This is a genomic window from Pseudoalteromonas sp. RB2-MNA-CIBAN-0110, assembly GCF_040309305.1.
In the GTDB taxonomy this organism is placed as follows: Bacteria; Pseudomonadota; Gammaproteobacteria; order Enterobacterales; family Alteromonadaceae; genus Pseudoalteromonas; species Pseudoalteromonas arctica.
Window position 1 is genome coordinate 1 of record NZ_JBEOOQ010000040.1, and the last position, 20691, is coordinate 20691.

General features: G+C 37.3%; 13 protein-coding genes and 1 pseudogene. 6 read left to right on the top strand and 8 right to left on the bottom strand.

Annotated features, from left to right (window positions below; genetic code table 11):
• Window positions 1-385: 385 nt before the first annotated feature.
• Window positions 386-586, bottom strand: a pseudogene (locus tag AAEY68_RS16790) (protein phosphatase); the annotation flags it as partial.
• Window positions 587-714: 128 nt separating this feature from the next.
• Here AAEY68_RS16790 and AAEY68_RS16795 point away from each other — a divergent pair.
• Window positions 715-2874, top strand: coding sequence for an exonuclease domain-containing protein (locus tag AAEY68_RS16795; protein WP_350586472.1), 2160 nt, complete (start codon window positions 715-717; stop codon window positions 2872-2874).
• 42 nt (window positions 2875-2916) lie between these two features.
• On the opposite strand, the gene AAEY68_RS16800 is transcribed toward AAEY68_RS16795, so the two are convergent.
• Window positions 2917-3801: a DMT family transporter gene (locus AAEY68_RS16800; RefSeq protein ID WP_197188289.1), complete on the bottom strand. Its 885-nt coding sequence runs from the start codon at window positions 3799-3801 to the stop codon at window positions 2917-2919.
• Window positions 3802-3906: 105 nt separating this feature from the next.
• Here AAEY68_RS16800 and AAEY68_RS16805 point away from each other — a divergent pair, with 105 nt between their 5' ends.
• A complete protein-coding gene (locus AAEY68_RS16805; RefSeq protein ID WP_007584047.1) occupies window positions 3907-4428 on the top strand; it encodes an SEL1-like repeat protein in 522 nt (173 codons plus the stop codon).
• Window positions 4429-4430: 2 nt separating this feature from the next.
• On the opposite strand, the gene AAEY68_RS16810 is transcribed toward AAEY68_RS16805, so the two are convergent.
• From AAEY68_RS16810 to dinG, 6 genes are read right to left on the bottom strand one after another with little or no spacing between them, the layout of a single operon-like run.
• Window positions 4431-4583 carry a DUF2496 domain-containing protein gene (locus tag AAEY68_RS16810; RefSeq protein WP_007584045.1) on the bottom strand — a complete coding sequence of 51 codons (153 nt, stop codon included), beginning with the start codon at window positions 4581-4583 and terminating at the stop codon, window positions 4431-4433.
• Window positions 4567-4848 (bottom strand): late competence development ComFB family protein, encoded by a 282-nt coding sequence (locus AAEY68_RS16815; protein ID WP_024590772.1) that lies wholly within the window; start codon window positions 4846-4848, stop codon window positions 4567-4569. The genes AAEY68_RS16810 and AAEY68_RS16815 overlap by 17 nt, the downstream gene beginning before the upstream one ends.
• Window positions 4849-4899: 51 nt before the next feature.
• Window positions 4900-5793: a histone deacetylase family protein gene (locus AAEY68_RS16820; RefSeq protein WP_350586474.1), complete on the bottom strand. Its 894-nt coding sequence runs from the start codon at window positions 5791-5793 to the stop codon at window positions 4900-4902.
• Window positions 5794-5806: 13 nt separating this feature from the next.
• The gene (locus tag AAEY68_RS16825; RefSeq protein WP_182724950.1) at window positions 5807-6415 is read right to left on the bottom strand and encodes a primosomal replication protein; all 609 of its coding nucleotides are present in this window, start codon (window positions 6413-6415) and stop codon (window positions 5807-5809) included.
• A 1-nt stretch (window position 6416) separates the two neighbouring features.
• Window positions 6417-7193 carry a TSUP family transporter gene (locus AAEY68_RS16830; protein ID WP_024599782.1) on the bottom strand — a complete coding sequence of 259 codons (777 nt, stop codon included), beginning with the start codon at window positions 7191-7193 and terminating at the stop codon, window positions 6417-6419.
• Window positions 7193-9268 carry an ATP-dependent DNA helicase DinG gene (gene dinG, locus AAEY68_RS16835; RefSeq protein ID WP_350586477.1) on the bottom strand — a complete coding sequence of 692 codons (2076 nt, stop codon included), beginning with the start codon at window positions 9266-9268 and terminating at the stop codon, window positions 7193-7195. The genes AAEY68_RS16830 and dinG overlap by 1 nt, the downstream gene beginning before the upstream one ends.
• 193 nt (window positions 9269-9461) lie before the next feature.
• Here dinG and AAEY68_RS16840 point away from each other — a divergent pair, with 193 nt between their 5' ends.
• From AAEY68_RS16840 to AAEY68_RS16855, 4 genes are all read left to right on the top strand, one after another.
• Entirely contained in the window at window positions 9462-11804 is a 2343-nt protein-coding gene (locus tag AAEY68_RS16840) for a DNA polymerase II (RefSeq protein ID WP_350586479.1), read from the top strand.
• A 241-nt stretch (window positions 11805-12045) separates the two neighbouring features.
• Complete coding sequence (locus AAEY68_RS16845) at window positions 12046-14934, top strand: TonB-dependent receptor plug domain-containing protein (RefSeq protein WP_007584034.1); 2889 nt, start codon at window positions 12046-12048, stop codon at window positions 14932-14934.
• Window positions 14935-15001: 67 nt separating this feature from the next.
• On the top strand, window positions 15002-15244 hold the full coding sequence (locus AAEY68_RS16850; RefSeq protein ID WP_024593662.1) for a hypothetical protein: 243 nt from the start codon (window positions 15002-15004) through the stop codon (window positions 15242-15244).
• Between the two features lie 1685 nt (window positions 15245-16929).
• The gene (locus AAEY68_RS16855) at window positions 16930-19815 is read left to right on the top strand and encodes a TonB-dependent receptor plug domain-containing protein (protein WP_350586481.1); all 2886 of its coding nucleotides are present in this window, start codon (window positions 16930-16932) and stop codon (window positions 19813-19815) included.
• The last annotated feature ends 876 nt before the right edge of the window (window positions 19816-20691 follow it).

The window sequence follows — 20691 nt, forward strand, 5'->3', positions numbered from 1 at the left end:
TTGTCATAGAACACCTCTGTTTGAGTGGTAATAATACCACCTAAATTTGTGTCCGGTTTCATTGAATCACAACAATAGGCACTAGTATTCTTATTGACCGTTTTTTTCAGAAACGGTCAACTCTAAATTAATAAACAAAATCCTCTGCTTCGTCAGCCGATGTGACTTTTAAGCTAGTAACTTAATGCGACCTCATCGCGGCTAGGTTTCCTCTATATCCTTTTGGTTTGCTGGGGCACTAGACATTTATCGGTTAACCTAATCATGGAATTACTGTGTAAACAATGCATAACAAGTGATTAATCTTATCAGTGCTAATTCATTACAGGCTATAAATAGAATTCTTAGCACTATTTATAGTGCTAAATTCTCCCTAGTAACTGTCTTACCCCTCAAAGCACTCTTTTTGCAATTCTATAGTAAGCGCTTTAGGGCGAATGCCTTGTACTAGACTGTATACCTCTTCTTTTGTGTAACCTGCCGAATTTAAAATAAGCGCAGCGACCAAGCCTGTGCGGCCAGTGTCGCCTTTGCAATGTATGGCAATGATTTGCTTTTGTTGTATGGCTTGTAATATGTCGCTTTTTACATTTAGTCTTATTGATTCCATATTATTTTTATATGCCTAATATAACCATTACTGATTACAAGTTTAAGATTGAATAATAAGCGCAAATACTAGATACTGTTTTTATATACAGTTGTGGCGATATTATGAAAAAAGAATTACCAGCAAAATACTATTTAGCGCATTTTAGAGAGCTTATTGAGTTTGTAACAAGTAAATGTATGCATTTACTTGAGCCTAAACATAGTGAATTTATTAATAAAGTTAACCAGCTTGATGAGCAAAGCCAGTGCATGTTGGCGCGCGTGTACTCACGCAAGCCTTATTTGGTGCAAGCGCAGTCACTTAATTATGAAGAAATAACCTCACCGCATCAGGCTATTTATACGCTAAAAAAAGCCGGTATTTTATTTGAGCCAAACGAGCTGCATTATTCACAGCTTTTGGCTCACTTAACCAAACCTGCTTTGCTGGAGTTACTAAGTAATTACGACGAGCAAATAAGCTTTAAAAAGAGCGCCGCTAAAGGCGCGCTGGTGGATATTGCCCGTGAGTTTTTTAAAGTATGCCCACACGAGCTTGCGCCACTTTATAGCCAATATGTAATTAATAACCGCAGTGATTACTACGAGTATTTTGAGTTTTTATTTGCAGGCAAACTAAGCGGTGGTGATGTGAATCATCAAAACCGTTTTGTAATGCGAGATTTAGGTTTAACCGCTACGCGCGAAGGGCACAGCGAGAGCTTGTCGCGCTTTGAAACACTTAATGAAGCGCAATCAAACTATTTACTAAACCGTTATCGGTTAGTATTCAAAAATATAACCGATGAGAGCGATTACGTTGCTTTAGGGTCGCAGGTTTTAGTGCAAGCCGCGCACGGTGCCATTGCTGTTGCGTTAAAAAATAAATTATTAGTAAGGCTTTATCGGCAATTAAAAGGTGTTGATAGCGAACTTGCTTTTAGCTTACTTGAAGGGTGCGTGGATGACAGCGAAGCACAAGAAATTCAAATAAGAGAGCAATACAGGCTTGGCAATAAAGAGTGGGTAAAAGCACGGTTAGAAGCGATTATTGAAAACCCACTTACGGATGATTTACTGTATTTTGCTGACGACTTTTTAATGCGTAAGTTTAATAAAAAAACACGTTCGCGTTTAAGTGCCATGCTTAGCGATACCCAGTGCGTGCTAGAAATAGATGAACTGTACCGAGGTGAAGTAGAGCAGGGCGTAAACGATTATTATACTCGCCAAGGTATGGCTGTATTTAATACCGAAAACACGCTTTGGCAAAGTTTGTTTGGTTTAGTATTTTGGCACGAGTTATTTGTGGAGTCGCCTTATCCGCCATGCAATGAGTTTGATATTTATCCGCAAGTATTAAGGCTTGGTAATTTTTATGAGGCGCAGCAAGCACAAATAAATGAGCGTTTAGCGCAGTGCCAAACGTCGCAAGCATTACTTAATTTAGTGTGTAAAAATGTAGCGCAATACTTTGAGCAACCTAATGGTTTATTTAGATGGCATAAAGAGCTACTACAACCGTTAGAAGCACTTATTTTAAATAGCCCGCATGAGGCATTAGTTACTCATTTAACCAATATGAGCAAACATTATTTACAACTAAAAGACGGCTACCCCGACTTAATGGTTATCAATAATGGCAAAGTACATTTTGAAGAAGTAAAAGCACCGGGCGACAAACTTAGGCGCAACCAACTAACCACCATTGATAACTTAAAAAATGTAGGCTTTGAGGTACATATTGCCGCCGTTAAATGGTTTGTAGATCCAAACCGTATTTACAGCGTAGTAGATATAGAAACCACGGGCGGCTTAAAAGGCGGTAACCGCATTACCGAAATTGGCCTTGTAAAAGTACAGCACGGCAAAGTAATAGACACCTGGACGACACTTGTAAATCCACAGAGGCACATACCCGGATTTATAACGTCATTAACCGGTATTAGCGACAGCATGGTGCGTAACGCCCCTGTATTTTCCGAAGTAGCACAGCCATTGTTAGATAAACTCGCAGGCAGTATTTTTGTAGCCCATAACGTTAATTTTGATTACGGCTTTATTAAAAAAGAATGCGAGATGGCAGGGCACTTTTTTAAAATGCCAAAAATGTGCACCGTGGTTGAGTCGCGCAAAGCGTTCAAAGGCTTAAAGTCGTACTCGCTGGGTAATCTCTCATCGCACTTTAATTTAAATTTAACCAGCCATCACCGAGCACTTGCCGATGCAACCGCCACTGCAGAGCTGTTATTACTTATTCAGCAATCCCAAATTAGTGAATAAGCAGTAAATCTTAACGTAAGAGGTAGTATAAATTAAAAGCACTTAGCTTGTTTTAGCTAAGTGTTTTTTTCGTGGTAAAAAACCAGTAACTAGCATTGTGCCTACAATTACAAATAGTGCGCCTAGTAATGTATTTGGCCCTATTTGCTCGTCTAAAAATAAATGCCCCCAAAATATGCCAAATAATGGAATTAAAAAGGTGACAGTGAGTGCTGAAGTTGGGCCTATATCGTCAATAAGTTTAAAAAATAATATATACGCAAGCGCGGTACATACAACGCCCAGTACTAATACACCTAGCATAATGTTGGTGCTTGGTATTTCTCGTATTGGCATAAATAAGATAAGCGGTAATACCATAAAGCTCGAAGCCCACATTGAGCCATGGGCGTTATCGAATGGGGCCAGTTTAGGCGCGTTTTTAGTGTAATGCGATGCAATGGCATAGCAAAGTGAAGCACTCAATGCTGCTATTATAGCCATTATTGATTGGCTATTTAATACAAAATGATTTTGCCCAACGAGTATTGCAACGCCTATTAAGCCAAGTAGTAAACCAAGCACCATACTTTTATTGGGCTTTGTTTTCGTCCATAAAATTCCAACGACAACACCCCATATTGGTGTTGTCGAATTTAAAATTGAGAGTGTGGATGCGCTAATAGTTTGGGCTGCGTAAGCAAAAAATAAAAACGGAAGGGCAGAATTAAACGCGCCTATAATAAAAAAGTGTTTTTTATGTTGGACAAACGCTAAGCGGCGTTTTAAATACAAAGCAACAATAAATAAAGTAACTGCAGCAAAGCCTACTCTAAACTCAATTAATACCGCAGGCCCCAAGCTGTTAGCTGCCATTCGCATAAATAAAAAAGAAGCGCCCCATATAGCGGCCAGAAAAAATAATCGCAGTAAACTTGCTAAGCTCATGATAGTATTTTAATTAAGCTGATTGGTTTTTAGAATAACAGGGTTTATAAAAAGTGTAAGCCATATTCGGAACTGGCATATAAAAATAATAAATTAAGGATAAGAATGAAAACGTTCTCAGTAGTTTCTATGGTATTTATCACTTTTTTGGGTGGATGTAATTCAAGCTCAATCAACCTTTACAGTGATACCACCATGAAAAAGAATGAATACAATGGTATTAAAGCGTATCGAAAAGGACAGTTTGAGGCCGCTTTCAATTATTTAAAAGAGCCTGCTGGGCTAGGCTATAAAAGCGCACAATACACGTTGGCGTTTATGTTTTTGAAAGGCCAATACTTGGAGCAATCTACTAAACTAGGGATGGGCTGGCTAGGCGTTGCAAAAGAAGCGGGGGTTGAAAATTGGTCTGCGCAATACGATGTATTTTACAGTGCAGCGACTACGCAGCAAAAACAACAAATAGACGAAACAGTTGCGTTGTATATAACGCAATTTGGCGTTAAAGCACAAAATATGACCTGTCGTCGTTCAACTTCGCCTAGGCGTACATTTGGTGAAGTTAAAATTGATTGCACTAAGCACGAAGGTAGCGTTACCGAGCACGACATACAAATAATAGAATAGAGTTATGGCTTTTCTAGCTTTTTTTCAAAGTCGCTTTTTACAATATCGAGTGCTTTTAAGACCTCTTCTGGAGCAACATCGTGTTGCTCTAGTATCATAATTAAATCTACTGCAAGTTTAATATGTGTAGGGGCTTGATCAAGTGGGCTTGTCATTTAATTCTTTCTTTTTTGATATTTGGCTAATGGCGACATTTATTGCTGTTTGCACACGTTGTTCCATATGTATGCGTTCTGATTGCGGTAAATAAAACGCCATATCTACATCGTAGCGAATATATCGTGGTGGGAGCTGATTTAGTACCGTACAACAAAAGTCAGCCATTACATCTTCATCATATTTTTCATCAAGTTTAAGTTTGATGATTTCTTCAACTACAATCTTTTCGTAATAGTTGTGTATGTCTTCGTGTAATCGCATATTCCCACCGCTTTAAAATAATCCGTTTAACTGAGTCTATACTAAGGCTTACTATAAATCGATAGCGGCTTTAAATAGTTGTTTATGAACATTAATTAGTGAACTCAAATTACGCTGATAACCGCCGCCTAAAGCGCACATTAGTGGGATTTTATGTTGCTTACAGAAGTTGAGAACAAACAAGTCGCGCTCATATACGCCATTGAGCGATATATTAAACAAGCCTAACTCGTCTTTAGTGTAAATATCAACGCCTGCATTATACAAAATAATATCAGGGTTATGTATGCGCACGCAAAAATCGAGTGCTTGCTTTAATGTAGCAAGGTACTCATCGTCGGCTGTTTTAGCGGGCAATGCAAAGTCGTAAGTGGACTCTTGCTTATTACGAGGAAAATTTTGTTCACAATGAATTGAGCAGGTAATAATTTGGTTATGGTTTTGAGTGATTTGTGCTGTGCCATCGCCTTGGTGTACGTCGCAATCAAAAATTAAAACAGTGTCGGCTTGCTCTGTATTTATTAAATGTGCTGCTGCAATAGCTAAATCATTAAAAATACAAAAGCCACTGCCAAAATCACTATGAGAATGATGATAACCACCGCTTAAATTGAAGGTTAGATCGTGACTAAAAGCCGCTTCTGCAGCTTGAATACTCCCGCCAATTGATAAAAGAGTACGCTCTACAAGTTGTTGCGAATAGGGAAATCCCATCTTTTTAATCGCTTTATCACCTAGAGTCCCATTTAAAAAGTCATCTATATAACGTTGGCTATGACATAACGCAAGTTGAGATACGGTTACTTTTTTAGGCTCTTGAAAGTGAATAGCCGAAACACCTAGATTTTCTATTTCGGTTTTAAGTAACTTATACTTTTGAATAGGGAATCGATGACGTTCTGCAAGGATAAGGTCTGAATACAATGGATGATAATAAAGCTGCATAGTAAAGTGCGCCTTAACGCAGCTGCTGTTTTTCTACTTGTTGTATTTTGTCCTCGGTGGCAGAAATTGCTTTTCTGCAGCGACCTAATCGAGCGTGTGTGCTTAATATTTCAAGGTTAAGTTTTTGTGCTTTAGCTGGCGAGGCTTTATCCATTTGCATTTTACGTTCTTCAATCATGAGTACTAAACGGCGTTCAAACTCATGGTTTTGTTTTAATTCGTCGTAAAGCTCATGCGATGATTGCATTATTTTTTGTACAGCGTGCTTATAAACAGTTTGCTTAGGGCGAGGTTTATAATGGCTTTTGTTTTCTTTAACCCAAATAGGCGTTGATTTAATAACGTTGAATACAGCTTGTACCTGAGCTCCTATACGTTCAAGCGCGTAGGTATAAGCATGGCGATGCTCACTTGGCGGTAATCTTGACACTTCATCTTCTATTTCTATTACGTAATCGACGAGGTTCATACTTTTAGTACTAAAAACTGCGCGGTCAAACAAGCTAGGTTGCGCTTGCATGTAACGATTTTTAGAAAAAAGTTTAGCTTTATCAAATTGCTCAGCTTGTTGTTTTAGCGTTGCAACTTGTTGGCGTAGTTTATCTAAAGCTGTAGGGTGCATATTAAAAGTAAGCCTCGTAAATTAGTTTTAATGCTAAAAGTATAACCATAGTATTAAATACAGGGCGAATAAATTTACTACCAAAACGTATTGCTGAATGCGCTCCAATCCATGCGCCTAGCATAATAAAAAAGCCCATTGTTATGCCAAGTAAAAAGTTTACATGTCCGAGTGCTACAAAGGTGATGAGCGATATAAAATTAGAAACAAAGTTCATTGAACGCGCTAAACCACAATTGAGTAGCAAGTTCATTTTATAAAGCATGCCATTAGAAGCGGTCCAAAAAGTACCCGTACCTGGGCCTGCTAAACCATCAAAAAAGCCTAATGCTAAACCCTGTAGCCATTGTTTTATTTTCATCGCTTTGTTGAGTTTAGGCAGTTCATCGCCTTCTGTGGTACTTAAATTACCAAATAAGCTATAAGCGGCAACTAAAATAATAATAATGGGGAGTAGTTTGTTTAAAAAATCGATACTTAAATGATCAACAATAACAGTACCTATCAATGCACCTATAGCGGTAGCAATAATGGAGGCAGCCCAAAACTTTGGACTAAATAAGTTCTTTTTATAATAAGTATAGCTTGCCGTTAACGAGCCAAAACTTGCTGCTAGTTTATTGGTGCCTAATGTTAAATGCGGAGGTAAGCCAGCTGTTAGTAAAGCGGGCACAGTTAACATGCCACCGCCACCGGCGATAGCGTCTATAAAACCTGCGGCAAGTGCAACAGCACATAAAACAGCCCAGGTTGTTGGATCGAGTGCGAGTTCAAACATTAATAATCTATTTGTCTTTTAAAAGGTGGTAGGGTGTCGAGCATGGCTTTACCGTATCGCTTAGTAACTAAGCGCCTATCGAGAATAGTAATACAGCCTTCATCACTCTCTTTTCGCAGCAGTCTACCACAGCTTTGCACCAATTTCTTTGCGGCGTCTGGTACGGTAATCGTTAAAAACGGGTTGCCACCTTTGCTTTGTACAAACTCTGCTTGCGCTTCTTCTATTGGCGAAGTAGGTACAGCAAACGGAATTTTAGTAATTATTAAGTTTTCTAAATATTTTCCAGGCAAATCAAGGCCTTCTGAAAGGCTTTGTGTTCCAAATAAAATACTGCCTTTGCCTTCGTCTACATTTTTAGTGTGTAATTTAAGCAATGCTTCTCGCGACATTTCACCTTGTACTAATAAGTTAAAACCTTTTGTTCTAAGAAACTTTGTTACGTGGTCCATTTGCCAGTAAGAAGCGAATAGTACAAGGTTCGCTTTTTTATCATCTAGGTACTCTGGTAAAGTTTTAGCTAGGTGATCACTAAAGTCTTTATCGGTAGGTTCTACTTTAGATACCGGAATACGTAAAGTGGCTTGTTTGGGGTAATCAAAAGGAGAAGGTACTTTAATAAATTTAACGCCTTCTTCTTTAGCAAGTCCTGTTTCGTAAGCAAAGTGATCGAACGAGCCCAGTGCACTTAATGTAGCAGAGCACAAAACAGCGCCCGCGCATTCTCGCCACAATTTATCTTTTAAGTAATAACCGACCTCGATAGGGCAGTCGCTTAATAAGTGGTCGTGATGGCTTTTGTATTCAAGGCGTTTTATCCACCGTGCATGAGGAGCACCTTCGCCTTTTTTTGCGTAACTAAACCATAGTTTGTTTAGTTGTTCTAACCGGTTTATGTATTGACCGCTTTCGCCTAGTATTGGGTCGGCAACGTAAGGTTTTATGTCGCCATCGCTTACATCTTGGGTAAGGGTGTCGTGCATTTTGTTTAAACAGCGCAGCGCATCTTGCGTGGCTTCGCTTATATCTTTTGCTTTACTGTGCAGCGATTGTGGAATTTCACCGTGTTCAAAGCGGTAAGTATCGTCTTTTGAGTATTCAAAGTCAGCATTATCAAGAATGTCGCGCACTACTTTTAAATCTTTATTCGCGTCATTAATGCTGTCGCAAAGTTTAAAGTTTTGCCCAATAGCTCTTTGCCCCACTAAAACCTTCGCCATTTTCCCGCTAAACTTGGTGAGCTTATCAAGCCATTCTATCGTGCCTTTGATTGTTGCTGCGGCCGATGAAAAATCGCGTGTTATATGTGCTAAATGGTGCGCTTCATCAATTACATAAATGGTGTTGTCGGGCTCTGGTAAAATTTTACCACCGCCTAGGTCTAAATCGGCAAGTAATAAAGAGTGGTTAATTACCAGCACATCCATTTGCATTAATTGATTACGAGCAAGCTGAAACGGACACGTTTGATGGGCCTTCATTTGGCGTTGGCATGAATGTTTATCGCAGGCTATTAAGTTCCACACTCTATCGGGTACAGTATCGGCCCAGCTGTCTCTATCGCCTTGCCATTTTTTATTTACATAGGCGTTATATAGCTCATTCAAACACTTGGTTTCCATTGTGCTCAGTGGTGAAGTAAGCGTTGGCATAAAGTCCATTTGTGTTTGGCTATCGCCGTTTACAGCATTATGTAGTTTGTGGGCACAAATATAACGATGGCGACCTTTTACCAAATCAAATTTAAAGTCGAGACCTGAATGCTTTTTAAAAAATGGCAGTTCTTTTGCTATTAATTGTTCTTGCAATGCAACGGTTGCGGTAGAAATAACGAGCTTCTTTTTTTGTGCTAAGGCAAGAGGCAACGCGCCTAAACAATAGGCAAGAGACTTACCGGTACCGGTGCCTGCTTCAATTACGCAAATGCGCTGCTTTTTATGGTATTCGCCAGCAAGCGTTTTTGCTATTTCGGCTACAAGGTAGTTTTGACTGCTACGAGGGCGATAATCGTTTAGGTTGCTAGCCACATGCTGGTGTACTTGCCTAATTGTTTTTTTTAGTGAGTCAGAAAGCATGGGATGATTTACCTAAAGTATGTATATAATTACAGTGCTATGGATTTTAGAGTTATAAGAGTGTAACTACAAGAAGTGATGAGATTAATTTAGCAAATAAAGTATCTGAGTGTTTATTTAGGTTGAATGTATGGCTTTAAAGCATTTTGAATTAAGTAAAAACTTACATATATATGAATAAGGTTTAGTAATAATGTACTTAACAGCCGGTTTTATTGTTTCTTCTCATGCTTATGATACTGCTAACGGCATCTGCTACGAAGCGTGGTTTTGTAGTGATAAAGGGCCTATAAAAACAGTATCAGCTAACGAAAATGCGCTGTTTTTTATCAAAAGTAAAGATGCTGAAATAGCGCATAAAATATTAGCAGCTGAGTCACTTATCTTTAATATTAAAAGTCTTGAGTTAAAAAACTTTCAGCAAGAAGATATGTCGGCCTGTTACTTCAAATCACTAAAGCATTTTTATTCTGCTGCTAAAGCTTTAAAGCAACGTGGAGTTGTATTATTTGAAGAAGATATTCGACCAATAGAGCGCTACCTAATGGAGCGCTTTATAAAAGGAGGTGCTTGGATAACGGGTAATGTTTTTTATCAAAATGGTTATACATTAGTAACAGAGGCAAAATTAAAAGCAAATGATGAGTACTCCCCAACTCTTAATAAGCTGTCGTTAGACATTGAATGTAACGAAAGTGGCGTTTTGTTTTCTGTTGGACTTGTGGGCTGTAATTTAGACTGTGTTTTAATGATTGGCGAGCCAGATAGAGAAGCTGAAAACCTAGAGTTTGATATTATTTGGTGTGTAGATGAGGCTGAGCTGTTAAGGGGGGTAGAGCATTTTATTAAGCTTAGCGATCCTGATGTCATAATTGGGTGGAATGTAATTGAGTTCGATTTTTCGGTTATTCATGAAAGAGCTGAAGCACTAGGCATTAAGTTATTACTGGGTAGGGGAGATCAACCTTTATATGTTCGCAAAGGACACTTTACTCGAGTATCGATCCCTGGGCGATGTGTGGTTGATGGAATAGACACTTTAAAAAATGGTACATATAGCTTTGAGAGTTTTTCTTTAGCTAATGTTTCAAATCAAGTGTTGGGTGAGTCCAAATTAATCGACACGGCTAATAGTCTGCAGGAAATTATTAGGCAATTTAATGAAGATAAGCTTTCTTTAGCAAAATATAATCGACAAGATTGTATTTTGGTAAATAAAATTTTTGATAAATTAAAGCTACTCGATTTTTCTATTATAAGAACAAAGCTCACAGGATTAGAGCTTGAAAAAAAGGGCGGCTCTGTCGCTGCTTTTATTAATATGTATTTACCACTACTGCATCGCAGCGGTTATGTTGCCCCTAATATGGGCGATCATGGACTTACATTTGAAAGCCCAGGCGGTTATGTAATGGAGTCTATTCCTGGGCTTTATAAAAATGTCATTGTTTTAGATTTTAAAAGCTTGTACCCCAGTATTATGCAAACTTTCTACATTGATCCACTCGGACTGATAGAAGGTTTAAAAAATCCAAACCAAAGTGTGCAGGGTTTTAATAAAGCCCTATTCTCGCGAGACAAGCATCACTTACCTTTACTTGTTAAAAGCTTAGCGTCCCAAAGGCAGCTCGCCAAAGACAATCAAGATCAAATGCTTTCTCAAGCAATTAAAATAATAATGAATAGCTTATATGGTGTTTTAGGCTCAAAAGGGTGCAGGTTTTACGATCCCAGGTTATCTAGCTCTATTACGTTAAGAGGACACGAAATAATGCTACAAACTAAAAAATGGATAGAAGAGCTTGGTTATAGCGTTATTTATGGCGATACCGATTCTACATTTATTAAGTTGGATGATAATTTAACCCACGACGAGTGTAATGAAATTGGCGTGTTTTTAGCTAAAAAGATAACAACAGATTGGATTAGCGAGATTAAACAAACGCACAACTTAACAAGTCATTTAGAAATAGAATTTGAATCTCTTTATAGCCCTTTCTTTTTGCCAACCATAAGGGGGAAGCTAGTTGGCTCTAAAAAGCGCTATGTCGGTAAATTAATTAAACCAAACGAATCAAAACTAGTATTTAAAGGATTAGAAACAGTAAGAAGTGATTGGACTAAACTTGCTCAACAATTCCAGTTCGACCTATTTACTAGTCTTTTTGATGGAAATTTAAATATAAATGACCTTGTTAAAGACTATACAACAAAGTTATACCAAGGTGATTTTGATCATTTACTCATTTTTAAAAAGAGATTAGGTCAAAACTTAATCGATTATAAGAAAAATATTCCCCCTCATGTTCAAGCAGTTAAAAAACACCAGAAAAAAAATAGCGAATTTACGGTTGATAGAGGTGAATTTGTTACATTTGTTTACACAACTGCTGGAGTTGAACTGTATCAAGGCTTTCATAGCTATGACTATGCAATTTATGTAGAAAAACAGATTGTACCGCTAATTGAAATGGTTGATCTTGTTTCGCACTCAAGTGTTTCTTTTGGGTTAAATTTACAAGAGAAACTTTTTTAATAACACCATAAATAGCAACATATCTGTGTTTTCATACTGTCCACATCTTATTTATTCTAGTTTATTGCGATTTTAATTATTATATTCGCAAATATTTCTTTTTCCGCAAAGGTTTGTTAACTTTTTGTTGGCTTTTTGGTGGTTTTTGTTTATTATTTGCTTTAGTTGCTGTTAATCTTATGTAACTAAAATAATTAAATAATGATTGCTACTATAAAGTAGTGACACCAGGGAGAATCAAATGTTAAACAATCAAGTAGCTAAAGCAGTGCGTGTCGCACTTGCATTTGGTGCAGCTTCAACAGCTGTATTTTCAGGTAATACAATGGCAGCCGAAGGCGCCGATAAAGTAGAAAGAATTGAAGTAACTGGTTCACGTATCAAAAGAACTGATATGGAAGGTGCGAATCCAGTACAAATATTAACACGCGATGACCTAATTGCTTCAGGTATTGGTAACGTAGGTGACATTCTTCAAGAAATTCCTTCAGTTGCTGGTGCGGGTACTAATGCTTCTGTTAATAATGGTGGCTCAGGTGCGGTGCGTGTATCTTTACGCGGTTTGGGTTCTTCAAGAACGCTAGTATTATTAAATGGCCGTAGAATGGTTGCGTCGGGTAGCGGTGCAAACTCTTCTGTAGATTTAAGTACAATCCCTACAGCAATTATCAAGCGAGTTGAAATTCTAAAAGACGGTGCTTCTGCAATTTACGGTTCAGATGCTATTGGCGGTGTAGTTAACGTTATTACACGTGATGATTTTGAAGGTTTTGAAGCTACAGCAAGTTACGATGCTTCGACACATGGCGGTGATGGCGAAACTAAAAGCTACGATTTTACTGTAGGTTTAACAAGCGATAAAGGCAGCGTGGTAGCTAGTGCATATTACGTTCAGCAAGGTTCTCAGTCTTCTGGTGATAGAGACTGGTCTAAATTTTCTTTAGACATGGATCATACAGGTGAGCTTTCTAAAGGTGGTTCTTCAGCTCCACCATGGGGTCGTTACAACGGTATTGATGGTTCAGTAGCTGGTGAAGATTGTTCTTCTTTTACTCACGGTGCAGCTAATGGTCCTGGTCAATCAGATCCAAGCGATTTTTCTAATCCAACTGGTTATGATTGTTGGGATTGGGATAAAGATACTTACAACTTTGCGCCTGTAAACTTTCACTTAACTCCGGCTGAGCGATATGGCGTATTTGTTCAGAGTAACTATGAGTTTTCTGATCATGTTCGTTTCTTTTCAGAAGTTAGTTTAAACCGCCGTATTTCAGATACTAAGCTTGCTCCATTACCTCTAGCACCACTTGCGTTCTTTGGTGTGACAAATGCAAATTATTCTGCAGATAACTACTATAACCAACAATTTGGTCCTAAAGACAGAAATGGTGACTCAGTTGAGATTTCTGATTGGCGCCGTCGTATGGTTGAAACTGGTGGCCGAGATACTCAATTTCGCGTAGATACAGTTCGCGCAGTAGTTGGTTTTGAAGGCGATATCAATGACGATTGGGGTTATGAAGTTTCATACATCTTTGGTTCAAGTGATTCTACAACTAAACGAGCTGGTGGCGTAAACTTTGAAAAAGTTTCACAAGCCGTAGGTCCTTCATTCCAAGACGTTGACGGTAGCATTGTATGTGGAACTGTAGATGATCCTATCGCTGGTTGTACATCATTAAATGTATTTGGTATCCCAGGAACTGATACCCAAGTTACTCAAGAAATGTTAGATTTTATTTCGTTTGAAGCTCACGATTTTGGTTCAAACGAACAGCAAATTATTAGTGGTAGTGTATTTGGTAGTGCATTTGAATTACCAGCAGGTAGTTTAGGTATGGCATTTGGTCTAGAACATCGTGAAGAGAAAGGTGGTGATTTCCCTGATGCACTAATAGCATTAGGAATTACATCTGGATCTAGCCGTCAAGAAACATCAGGCAGCTACACTGTAGATGAGGCTTATGCTGAGTTTAATGTACCGCTATTATATGACGCACCTTTTGCAAAAGTATTAGAGCTAGATTTGGCAATTCGTTATTCTGATTATGATACTTTTGGCGATACTACAAACCATAAAGTAGGAATTAAATGGTCTCCTATGGACGGTCTTATGTTCCGAGGAACATCATCTACTGCATTTAGAGCACCTTCAACTTCTGATTTATTCTCTGGCGCATCAGATAATAGCCCTGAAGTTTCGGACCCGTGTGCTACTAACCCTACATCATTCTGTATAGCTGACGGCGTACCAGCAGCTGGTTTTGAACCTATTGGTGACCAATTATCTTCTACTCTTGGTGGTAACCCAGAGTTACAACCAGAAGAAGCTGATATATTTACAGTTGGTGTAGTTTATAGCCCTGAGTTTGTTGATGGTTTATCTTTCACAATCGATTACTGGGATATCGAGCTGGAAAATGCAATTAGCTCTGTAGGCGAGCAGTTAATTTTAAACAAGTGTGCTGAAAGCGGTACATACTGTGATCAAATAACTCGTTATACATCAGGTATTTTAGCTGGTAACTCAAGTGACATTGATAACAGAAACATAAATGTTGGTGGTGTAGAGTCATCTGGTTACGACTTTAATGTTGCTTATACAACTGATACGTCAATTGGTTCATTATCAGCAAGCTTAGATGCAACTTACTATGACGACTACACAATAACTCAAGCCGACGGTTCAACACTTCAAAATGCTGGCTACTACCGCCGAAATAGTGGTGATGGTAACTTCCCTGAGTGGAAAACTAACTTCAATGTATCGTTAGCTCAAGAGAATTGGTCTGCAACTTATGCATTGCGTTACATTGGTGAAGTTGAAGAAAACTTTACAAATATTGACCCTGATGATTTAGCTGATGTTAACTCTTCATTTAGAACTGAAGCCGTTAATATCGGTGGTACTCTTGATTCTTATGATGTTATTAGAACCGTTGACTCACAAGTAATACACAATGTTCGCTTTAGTTACTTCCTTGATAACTACACAGCTACTGTTGGTATTAATAACGTATTTGATGAAGATCCTCCGTATGCAGCAACAGGGTTTAACGATAATACAGACCCTCGTACTTACAATACAACTGGTCGTCATATATTCTTGACTCTTAACGCTAAGTTCTAGAGTTCAGAAAAACAATAATAAAGCGCTAATATTTATAATATTAGCGCTTTTACTTTAAGGGAATAAAATGAAAAAGCTAATCGTAATAATCATTTCAAGTTTACTATTTCTATCTGGTTGTAGTTCACTGAGTGAAGACTCTCTGAGCAGTAATGAAAATATGGTATGCGAAAAAATAGCGGTGACAGGTAGTAATATTAAAAAGCGTACATGCATGTCAAAAGAGTTGGCAGAAGAAAGACGCAAAAAAAACCAAGAGGCAATGAGAGAAATTAACAAAAGAGGAAATATTTACCAAGATAGGAACTAATTTTACTACTAAGTTTAATTGCAATACTTTAACTTATGTTTGAAATCTTGATGTGTTAGTACTAATAATAATGCGGACAGGTTATCTATATTAAGTAAACTATTTGCTATTAAACTTACCCCTCCTCCAGGCTACATTATTTCATTGATTTTCGACTATCTGCCAAACCTTGTTAACGTGGTAACTTTGTATTTAGTTGGTGTTTTATCGTATTTCAATAACGTATGTTTTACAAAATTATTATATATGATTTATCTCTTGGAGCGGTTAAGTAGTTGATTTTAATGGAAATAAGTGTTTTAAGTGTTTGTCGTGATTTATAATTTATAGCTTATTTATTCTGAGTAATTATAAACTTTAGTTGTTCTATTTCTAGCGATAATCATTGTAGAGGCTCCCGGCAAAAGTATCTGTAAATATGAATATAGAGGGTATCCCGCATTACACTTAATAGGGGGTAACTCTTCTTAAGTACATTCAATATTAACAGTTAAGGCCGTATCAGATACATGTAGCTTATCTGATAATTTTGGATGTTTTAACTTTGATTTACCGGTTAATGTGATACTCAGATGAATGTTACCAAATTAGTAAATAAAGAGATGGTTTCAATATCATTAGAACAAGTATTAAGGAATAATATTGGCCAGTTAATAACCAAATGTTCAAGCACTACCTTCACAATTGAGTTCATAATTTCCTCTCATTAAACAAACACTCATCAGTCGATGCTCTTTTCGAGTATAAAAATGATAATGAACATTTTTACGACATATCAAAGAAAGTTTATTTATGATTTGCAGCTGGCTAGCTCAATAAATCAGGTTAAACACGATGTAGGCCAAATTACAAAATAATATAACCAAACTTATAATCTGACATGTGTACCCAATAGTTCTAAACTGAATTTTTCAAACAAATTAAATGCAGGCAGTAGTAGGTATTTACATAAAAGCCACACAGGTAGCTTGGTTATAATCTGCCTATCCTAAAAAGATCAGGATAAAATTTAAGTGATTACTTCAAAAGGTTTTTTCCACATATCTAAGTTAAAAAACATAAAATTTACAACTCAGATTGCAAAATAAGGAAGGAGTAAGTAATTATGTATGTTTACACATTAATTGGGTCCATTCCTATAATAAATTTTACAAGCATACTATAAGTCATATACTCGAAAAGACTAAAGTAATCGCATATATATCTTATTGTTAAGGTATAAAAGTGAGGTTATCTAATTGATAGTAAGGTTGTTTTTTATTTCACCTTAAATAAAAGAGACACTTTTTTAAACCTGCAGCTTTAGATAAGTCTACTAAATATGAATGTTTTTATATATTTTAGTGATGCTTTGTTACAAATCTTTACAAACATTCAAGTTATTGTTATTAAAGTATTTTATTTTAAGGTGATATAAGCTTTAAATATACACATATTACTTTTTCAATAAAATCAGCTGCTTACTGTTGATTTTATTGTAATGGTGAAAGACACATTTGTTATTTTTGCTGGTTTAAAGTTAATAATGTGTTGACCTCTTTGTTTCTCTAGTACTATCATCCGTCACACAATAAAGTCCTACTGTACCTTCATATAGGCATTTTTAGTCTTGTTAAGTGGCTTTATTGCGCATTAATTTTAAAAATTAAGCATAAATAATAAAATAGTATTCTAGGGAGAATCAAATGTTAAACAATAAAATTTCAAAGGCAGTTCGCTTAGCGATTGCTTTTGGTACAGCATCAACGGCTGTTTTCGCTGCAAATACAATTGCGGCAGAAGAAGGCGTTGAAAAAGTAGAACGTATAGAGGTTACAGGTTCACGTATTAAGCGTTTTTCAGAGGTTTCACCTACTCCTGTAACTACAATTACTGGCGAAGAGCTATCTAATGCCGGCATCACAAACATATCAGATTTGTTACAAAAGCTGCCTTCATCTGGCGTAGGCTCTGCACCTACAACAACTACTAACACTATTTTTGGTGCGGGTATAAATACTACAGATCTTCGTCAGCTTGGAGAAGGTCGTACTTTAGTACTTGTAAACGGTCGTCGATACGTAGGTGCTTCTGTAGATAATCCTGCGGTAGATTTAAACGGCATTCCGACTGAAATGATTGAACGTATGGATATTGTTCATGGCGGCGCGTCAGCAGTTTACGGTTCAGATGCAATTGCGGGTGTAGTTAATATTATTTTGAAAAAGTCTCAAGATACTATGGACTTCAACTACAAAAAATCTATTACAGAACAAAGTGGTGGTGAAGAAGAGTCTTTTTCATTCACATTTGGTGGTGAAAGCGACAAAATAAGTTTTATTACGAGCTTATCTTACTCAGAAACAGAACAGCTTGAAGCTCAAGACCGTGACTTTCTTCGTAACCCAGTTTCTGGGATGTTAAACCCTGATAATGTTTCTGACACAGATGGAATTCCACAGAATATTTTAGCTACAGGTGAGTTTGCCGGTTTGCAAACACTAGGCTATTACGATCGCGCAGGTGATGCATTCTTACCTGATGGCCATGTTGTATTTGGTGATAATGGTGAATTTAGTCCCGTTATAGTTGGTGGTGTAACAAGACCTGCGCCGAATAATCAACTTAGATATTTTGGTGACGGCTTCTCTAATGGTTACAAATTTATTGAACATCAAGATCTTGCAACACCACTTAATCGTTTTAATGTTTTTACAAACATTGTAAATAATTATGCTGACGATCATTCAATGAATTTTGAAGTTTCTTTTTCAAAAGCAAGTGCTTATGCAGAAAGTAGCCCAATTTTCCTTGCTGAATCGATTCGTTCAGATAATGCATTTTTAGACCCGGCTGCTAAAGCACAACTAGATGAAGCTGATAGAGATTCAGTTACAATTTATAAGCTAGCTTCGGGTTTCGGTAATCGTACCTATGAAGATGATCGCACAACACTTAATACAACTCTTTCTTTCCAAGGGTTACTACTAGAAGAGTTCGATTACGAAGTATATTTTAGTTACGGTCGCAATAAAAACGACACTACATGGAACGGTGAATTCCTTACTGAGAACTTTAACAAGGCTATTGACGCGGTAGAAATTGACGGAGCAATTCGTTGTGCAGACCGTGATTCAGATGGTTCTTTAGTTGGTGCGTTAGATGGTTGTCAGGCATTGAGCCTGTTCGGTCTTAATGGTGCATCTCAAGAAGCTTTAGATTACGTTACTACCTCAGCATCAATTTCTAAAGTTAAACAGCAGCAAGTTATTGGTGGTGTTATTTCTGGTTATGCTTTTGATATGCCTGCCGGTGGTGTTTCTTTTGCTTTAAGTGCTGAGCATCGTAAAGAAACTGGTTCTAATGAACCTGGTGCAGCAATGCAGAATAATCTAGTGTTTGGTAACTTTGTAAAAGCATGGGATGGTGAATTTACAGTTGATGAAATTGGTGTTGAAATGTCAGTTCCATTATTAGTGGATGCACCATTTGTTGATTCATTAAGCCTTGAGTTAGCCGCTCGTTACATGGATTACTCTTCAGTGGGCGATAATGTAGCTTGGAAGGTAGGCTTTAACTATGCAATGAACGATGAACTTCGTTTCCGTGGTACAAAGTCTAAGTCGGTTCGTGCTCCATCATTATCTCAACTTTATTCTGCTGGTACTCAGTCATTCGCGTCTTATGGCGATCCATGTGACCAAACTAATATATCTACAGCGAGTGATAGCAAAAAAGCAAACTTAATTGCTAACTGTCAAGCTGCAGGTATTCCAAACCCAGGTACTACAGTTGGAGATTGGAGACCATCTGATGATTGGCGTAGTGTTACTCCACCAAGTGTGAATTCAGGTAATGCAAACCTTCAAGAAGAAACGTCTGACGATACATTATTTGGTGTAATTTATACCCCAACTGAAAATATCACGTTAATTGCAGATTATTGGAGTTTTGACGTTGAAGATGCAATTAACTCTTTAGGTGCACAGCGTGTTATTGATGATTGTTACGAAGCGTCTAGTTTAGATAATAGTGCTTGTGACTTAGTTGACCGTGATCCTACGACTCTTGATATTTCTGAGGTTCGTAATGGACCATATAACTTAGCATCTTACTCTCTTAAAGGTGTTGATTTAGAAGGTACATACAAGTATGAAACGAGCTACGGTTCATTTAACTTCCGTTTACTAGCAAGTTACCTTGAGCATAGAGAGTTTAATACAGATGTTTCTAGCGAAGGCTATGAACCAACACCTACAGTTGGTGAAGTAAGATACCCTCGTTGGCAGGGTAACCTAACGGTAGGCTATACTTACGATGATTTATACGTAGGTATGATTGGTAAATACCGCCACTCAACAGTATTAGACAGAGAGTGGACTGCTGAAAATAACAACTATAATGATGTTCCTTCTTATACAGAATGGTCAATAAACGGTCGTTATACTGTTAGCGAAATGCTTGAAGTAAGATTAGGTGTTTCAAACTTATTTGATATTACACCTCCTAGAAATCCTGGCACATACGATGAAGGTGAGTATTACGACGTATACGGCAGACGTTTCAACTTAGGACTAAACTTACGTTTCTAATATCTTTAGTAAATAAGTTTATAAACGAAAGTGTTTAATATTAAAGCCTACTGAAATTTCAGTAGGCTTTTTTTATATTTTACTTGCCCTAATATGTGTTTATACCAACCGGCCTATATAGGGATTTATTTAACGATAAGTAAATCGCGCTATAACTAGGCAGAAATTTTTTATATCTAGTTGATATTACGTTTCGTAAGATAGGAAAATGTTGGATTTACTTAGCGGTTCTTCAGACGTTTAAAAAACAGAATGGATACCAACGAAAGATTATGTTTCATTACTTAAGCTGAAAATGTGGTGATTGGATATATTCTTGGGTAGTACAGCCCTCAACCTTGATCATATCTGATAGGCCAATTACTCTATTGATAGAGTGGTTACGTGCTTCAAAGCTACGTTAACAACGTCTTCGTATCCTTTAAAAGCCTATTCTAAATTTATTACATTCTAATCTGATGAATAGGGTGGTGCTTTAATATCTTTGAGTTTTAAAGCTATCAGTATCACATTACATTACGCATAACAGCTGCAACTCTTTCATTTCTTCGTTTAAGTATTAAGCTTGCGTCACTTGCCTAGCGTCTTTATCTATACAAGGAGTTATTAGCACTCCTAGCTCGCTGACTTACTGAAATATAGACTAAGCATTTATACATATTTAATAGTAATTACTACAAAAAGTGACTCAGCTATTTTAGTTAGCCTGCCATCGGTGTGCGATTTTTGAAATCAATGAAAATATAGCTTATGGATTCTTTCTTTTTTAGAAAGGCCAAGTAGTGCTTTTCAGATAGTTGAATAGCTATAGTTGTCTCAATCATTTTTGTTAATTTTATGTAGGTAATTTATTTTTTTGCATGCTTTTACACCTAC

What these genes read in the sequence shown, in the direction of transcription:
- AAEY68_RS16795 (WP_350586472.1), top strand. Translation starts at nt 715, where the DNA reads ATGAAAAAAGAATTACCAGCAAAATACTATTTAGCGCATTTTAGAGAG.
- AAEY68_RS16820 (WP_350586474.1), bottom strand. Translation starts at nt 5,793, where the DNA reads ATGCAGCTTTATTATCATCCATTGTATTCAGACCTTATCCTTGCAGAA.
- AAEY68_RS16845 (WP_007584034.1), top strand. Translation starts at nt 12,046, where the DNA reads ATGTTAAACAATCAAGTAGCTAAAGCAGTGCGTGTCGCACTTGCATTT.
- AAEY68_RS16830 (WP_024599782.1), bottom strand. Translation starts at nt 7,193, where the DNA reads ATGTTTGAACTCGCACTCGATCCAACAACCTGGGCTGTTTTATGTGCT.
- AAEY68_RS16810 (WP_007584045.1), bottom strand. Translation starts at nt 4,583, where the DNA reads ATGACAAGCCCACTTGATCAAGCCCCTACACATATTAAACTTGCAGTA.
- AAEY68_RS16800 (WP_197188289.1), bottom strand. Translation starts at nt 3,801, where the DNA reads ATGAGCTTAGCAAGTTTACTGCGATTATTTTTTCTGGCCGCTATATGG.
- AAEY68_RS16840 (WP_350586479.1), top strand. Translation starts at nt 9,462, where the DNA reads ATGTACTTAACAGCCGGTTTTATTGTTTCTTCTCATGCTTATGATACT.
- AAEY68_RS16825 (WP_182724950.1), bottom strand. Translation starts at nt 6,415, where the DNA reads ATGCACCCTACAGCTTTAGATAAACTACGCCAACAAGTTGCAACGCTA.
- AAEY68_RS16805 (WP_007584047.1), top strand. Translation starts at nt 3,907, where the DNA reads ATGAAAACGTTCTCAGTAGTTTCTATGGTATTTATCACTTTTTTGGGT.
- AAEY68_RS16815 (WP_024590772.1), bottom strand. Translation starts at nt 4,848, where the DNA reads ATGCGATTACACGAAGACATACACAACTATTACGAAAAGATTGTAGTT.
- AAEY68_RS16850 (WP_024593662.1), top strand. Translation starts at nt 15,002, where the DNA reads ATGAAAAAGCTAATCGTAATAATCATTTCAAGTTTACTATTTCTATCT.
- AAEY68_RS16855 (WP_350586481.1), top strand. Translation starts at nt 16,930, where the DNA reads ATGTTAAACAATAAAATTTCAAAGGCAGTTCGCTTAGCGATTGCTTTT.
- dinG (WP_350586477.1), bottom strand. Translation starts at nt 9,268, where the DNA reads ATGCTTTCTGACTCACTAAAAAAAACAATTAGGCAAGTACACCAGCAT.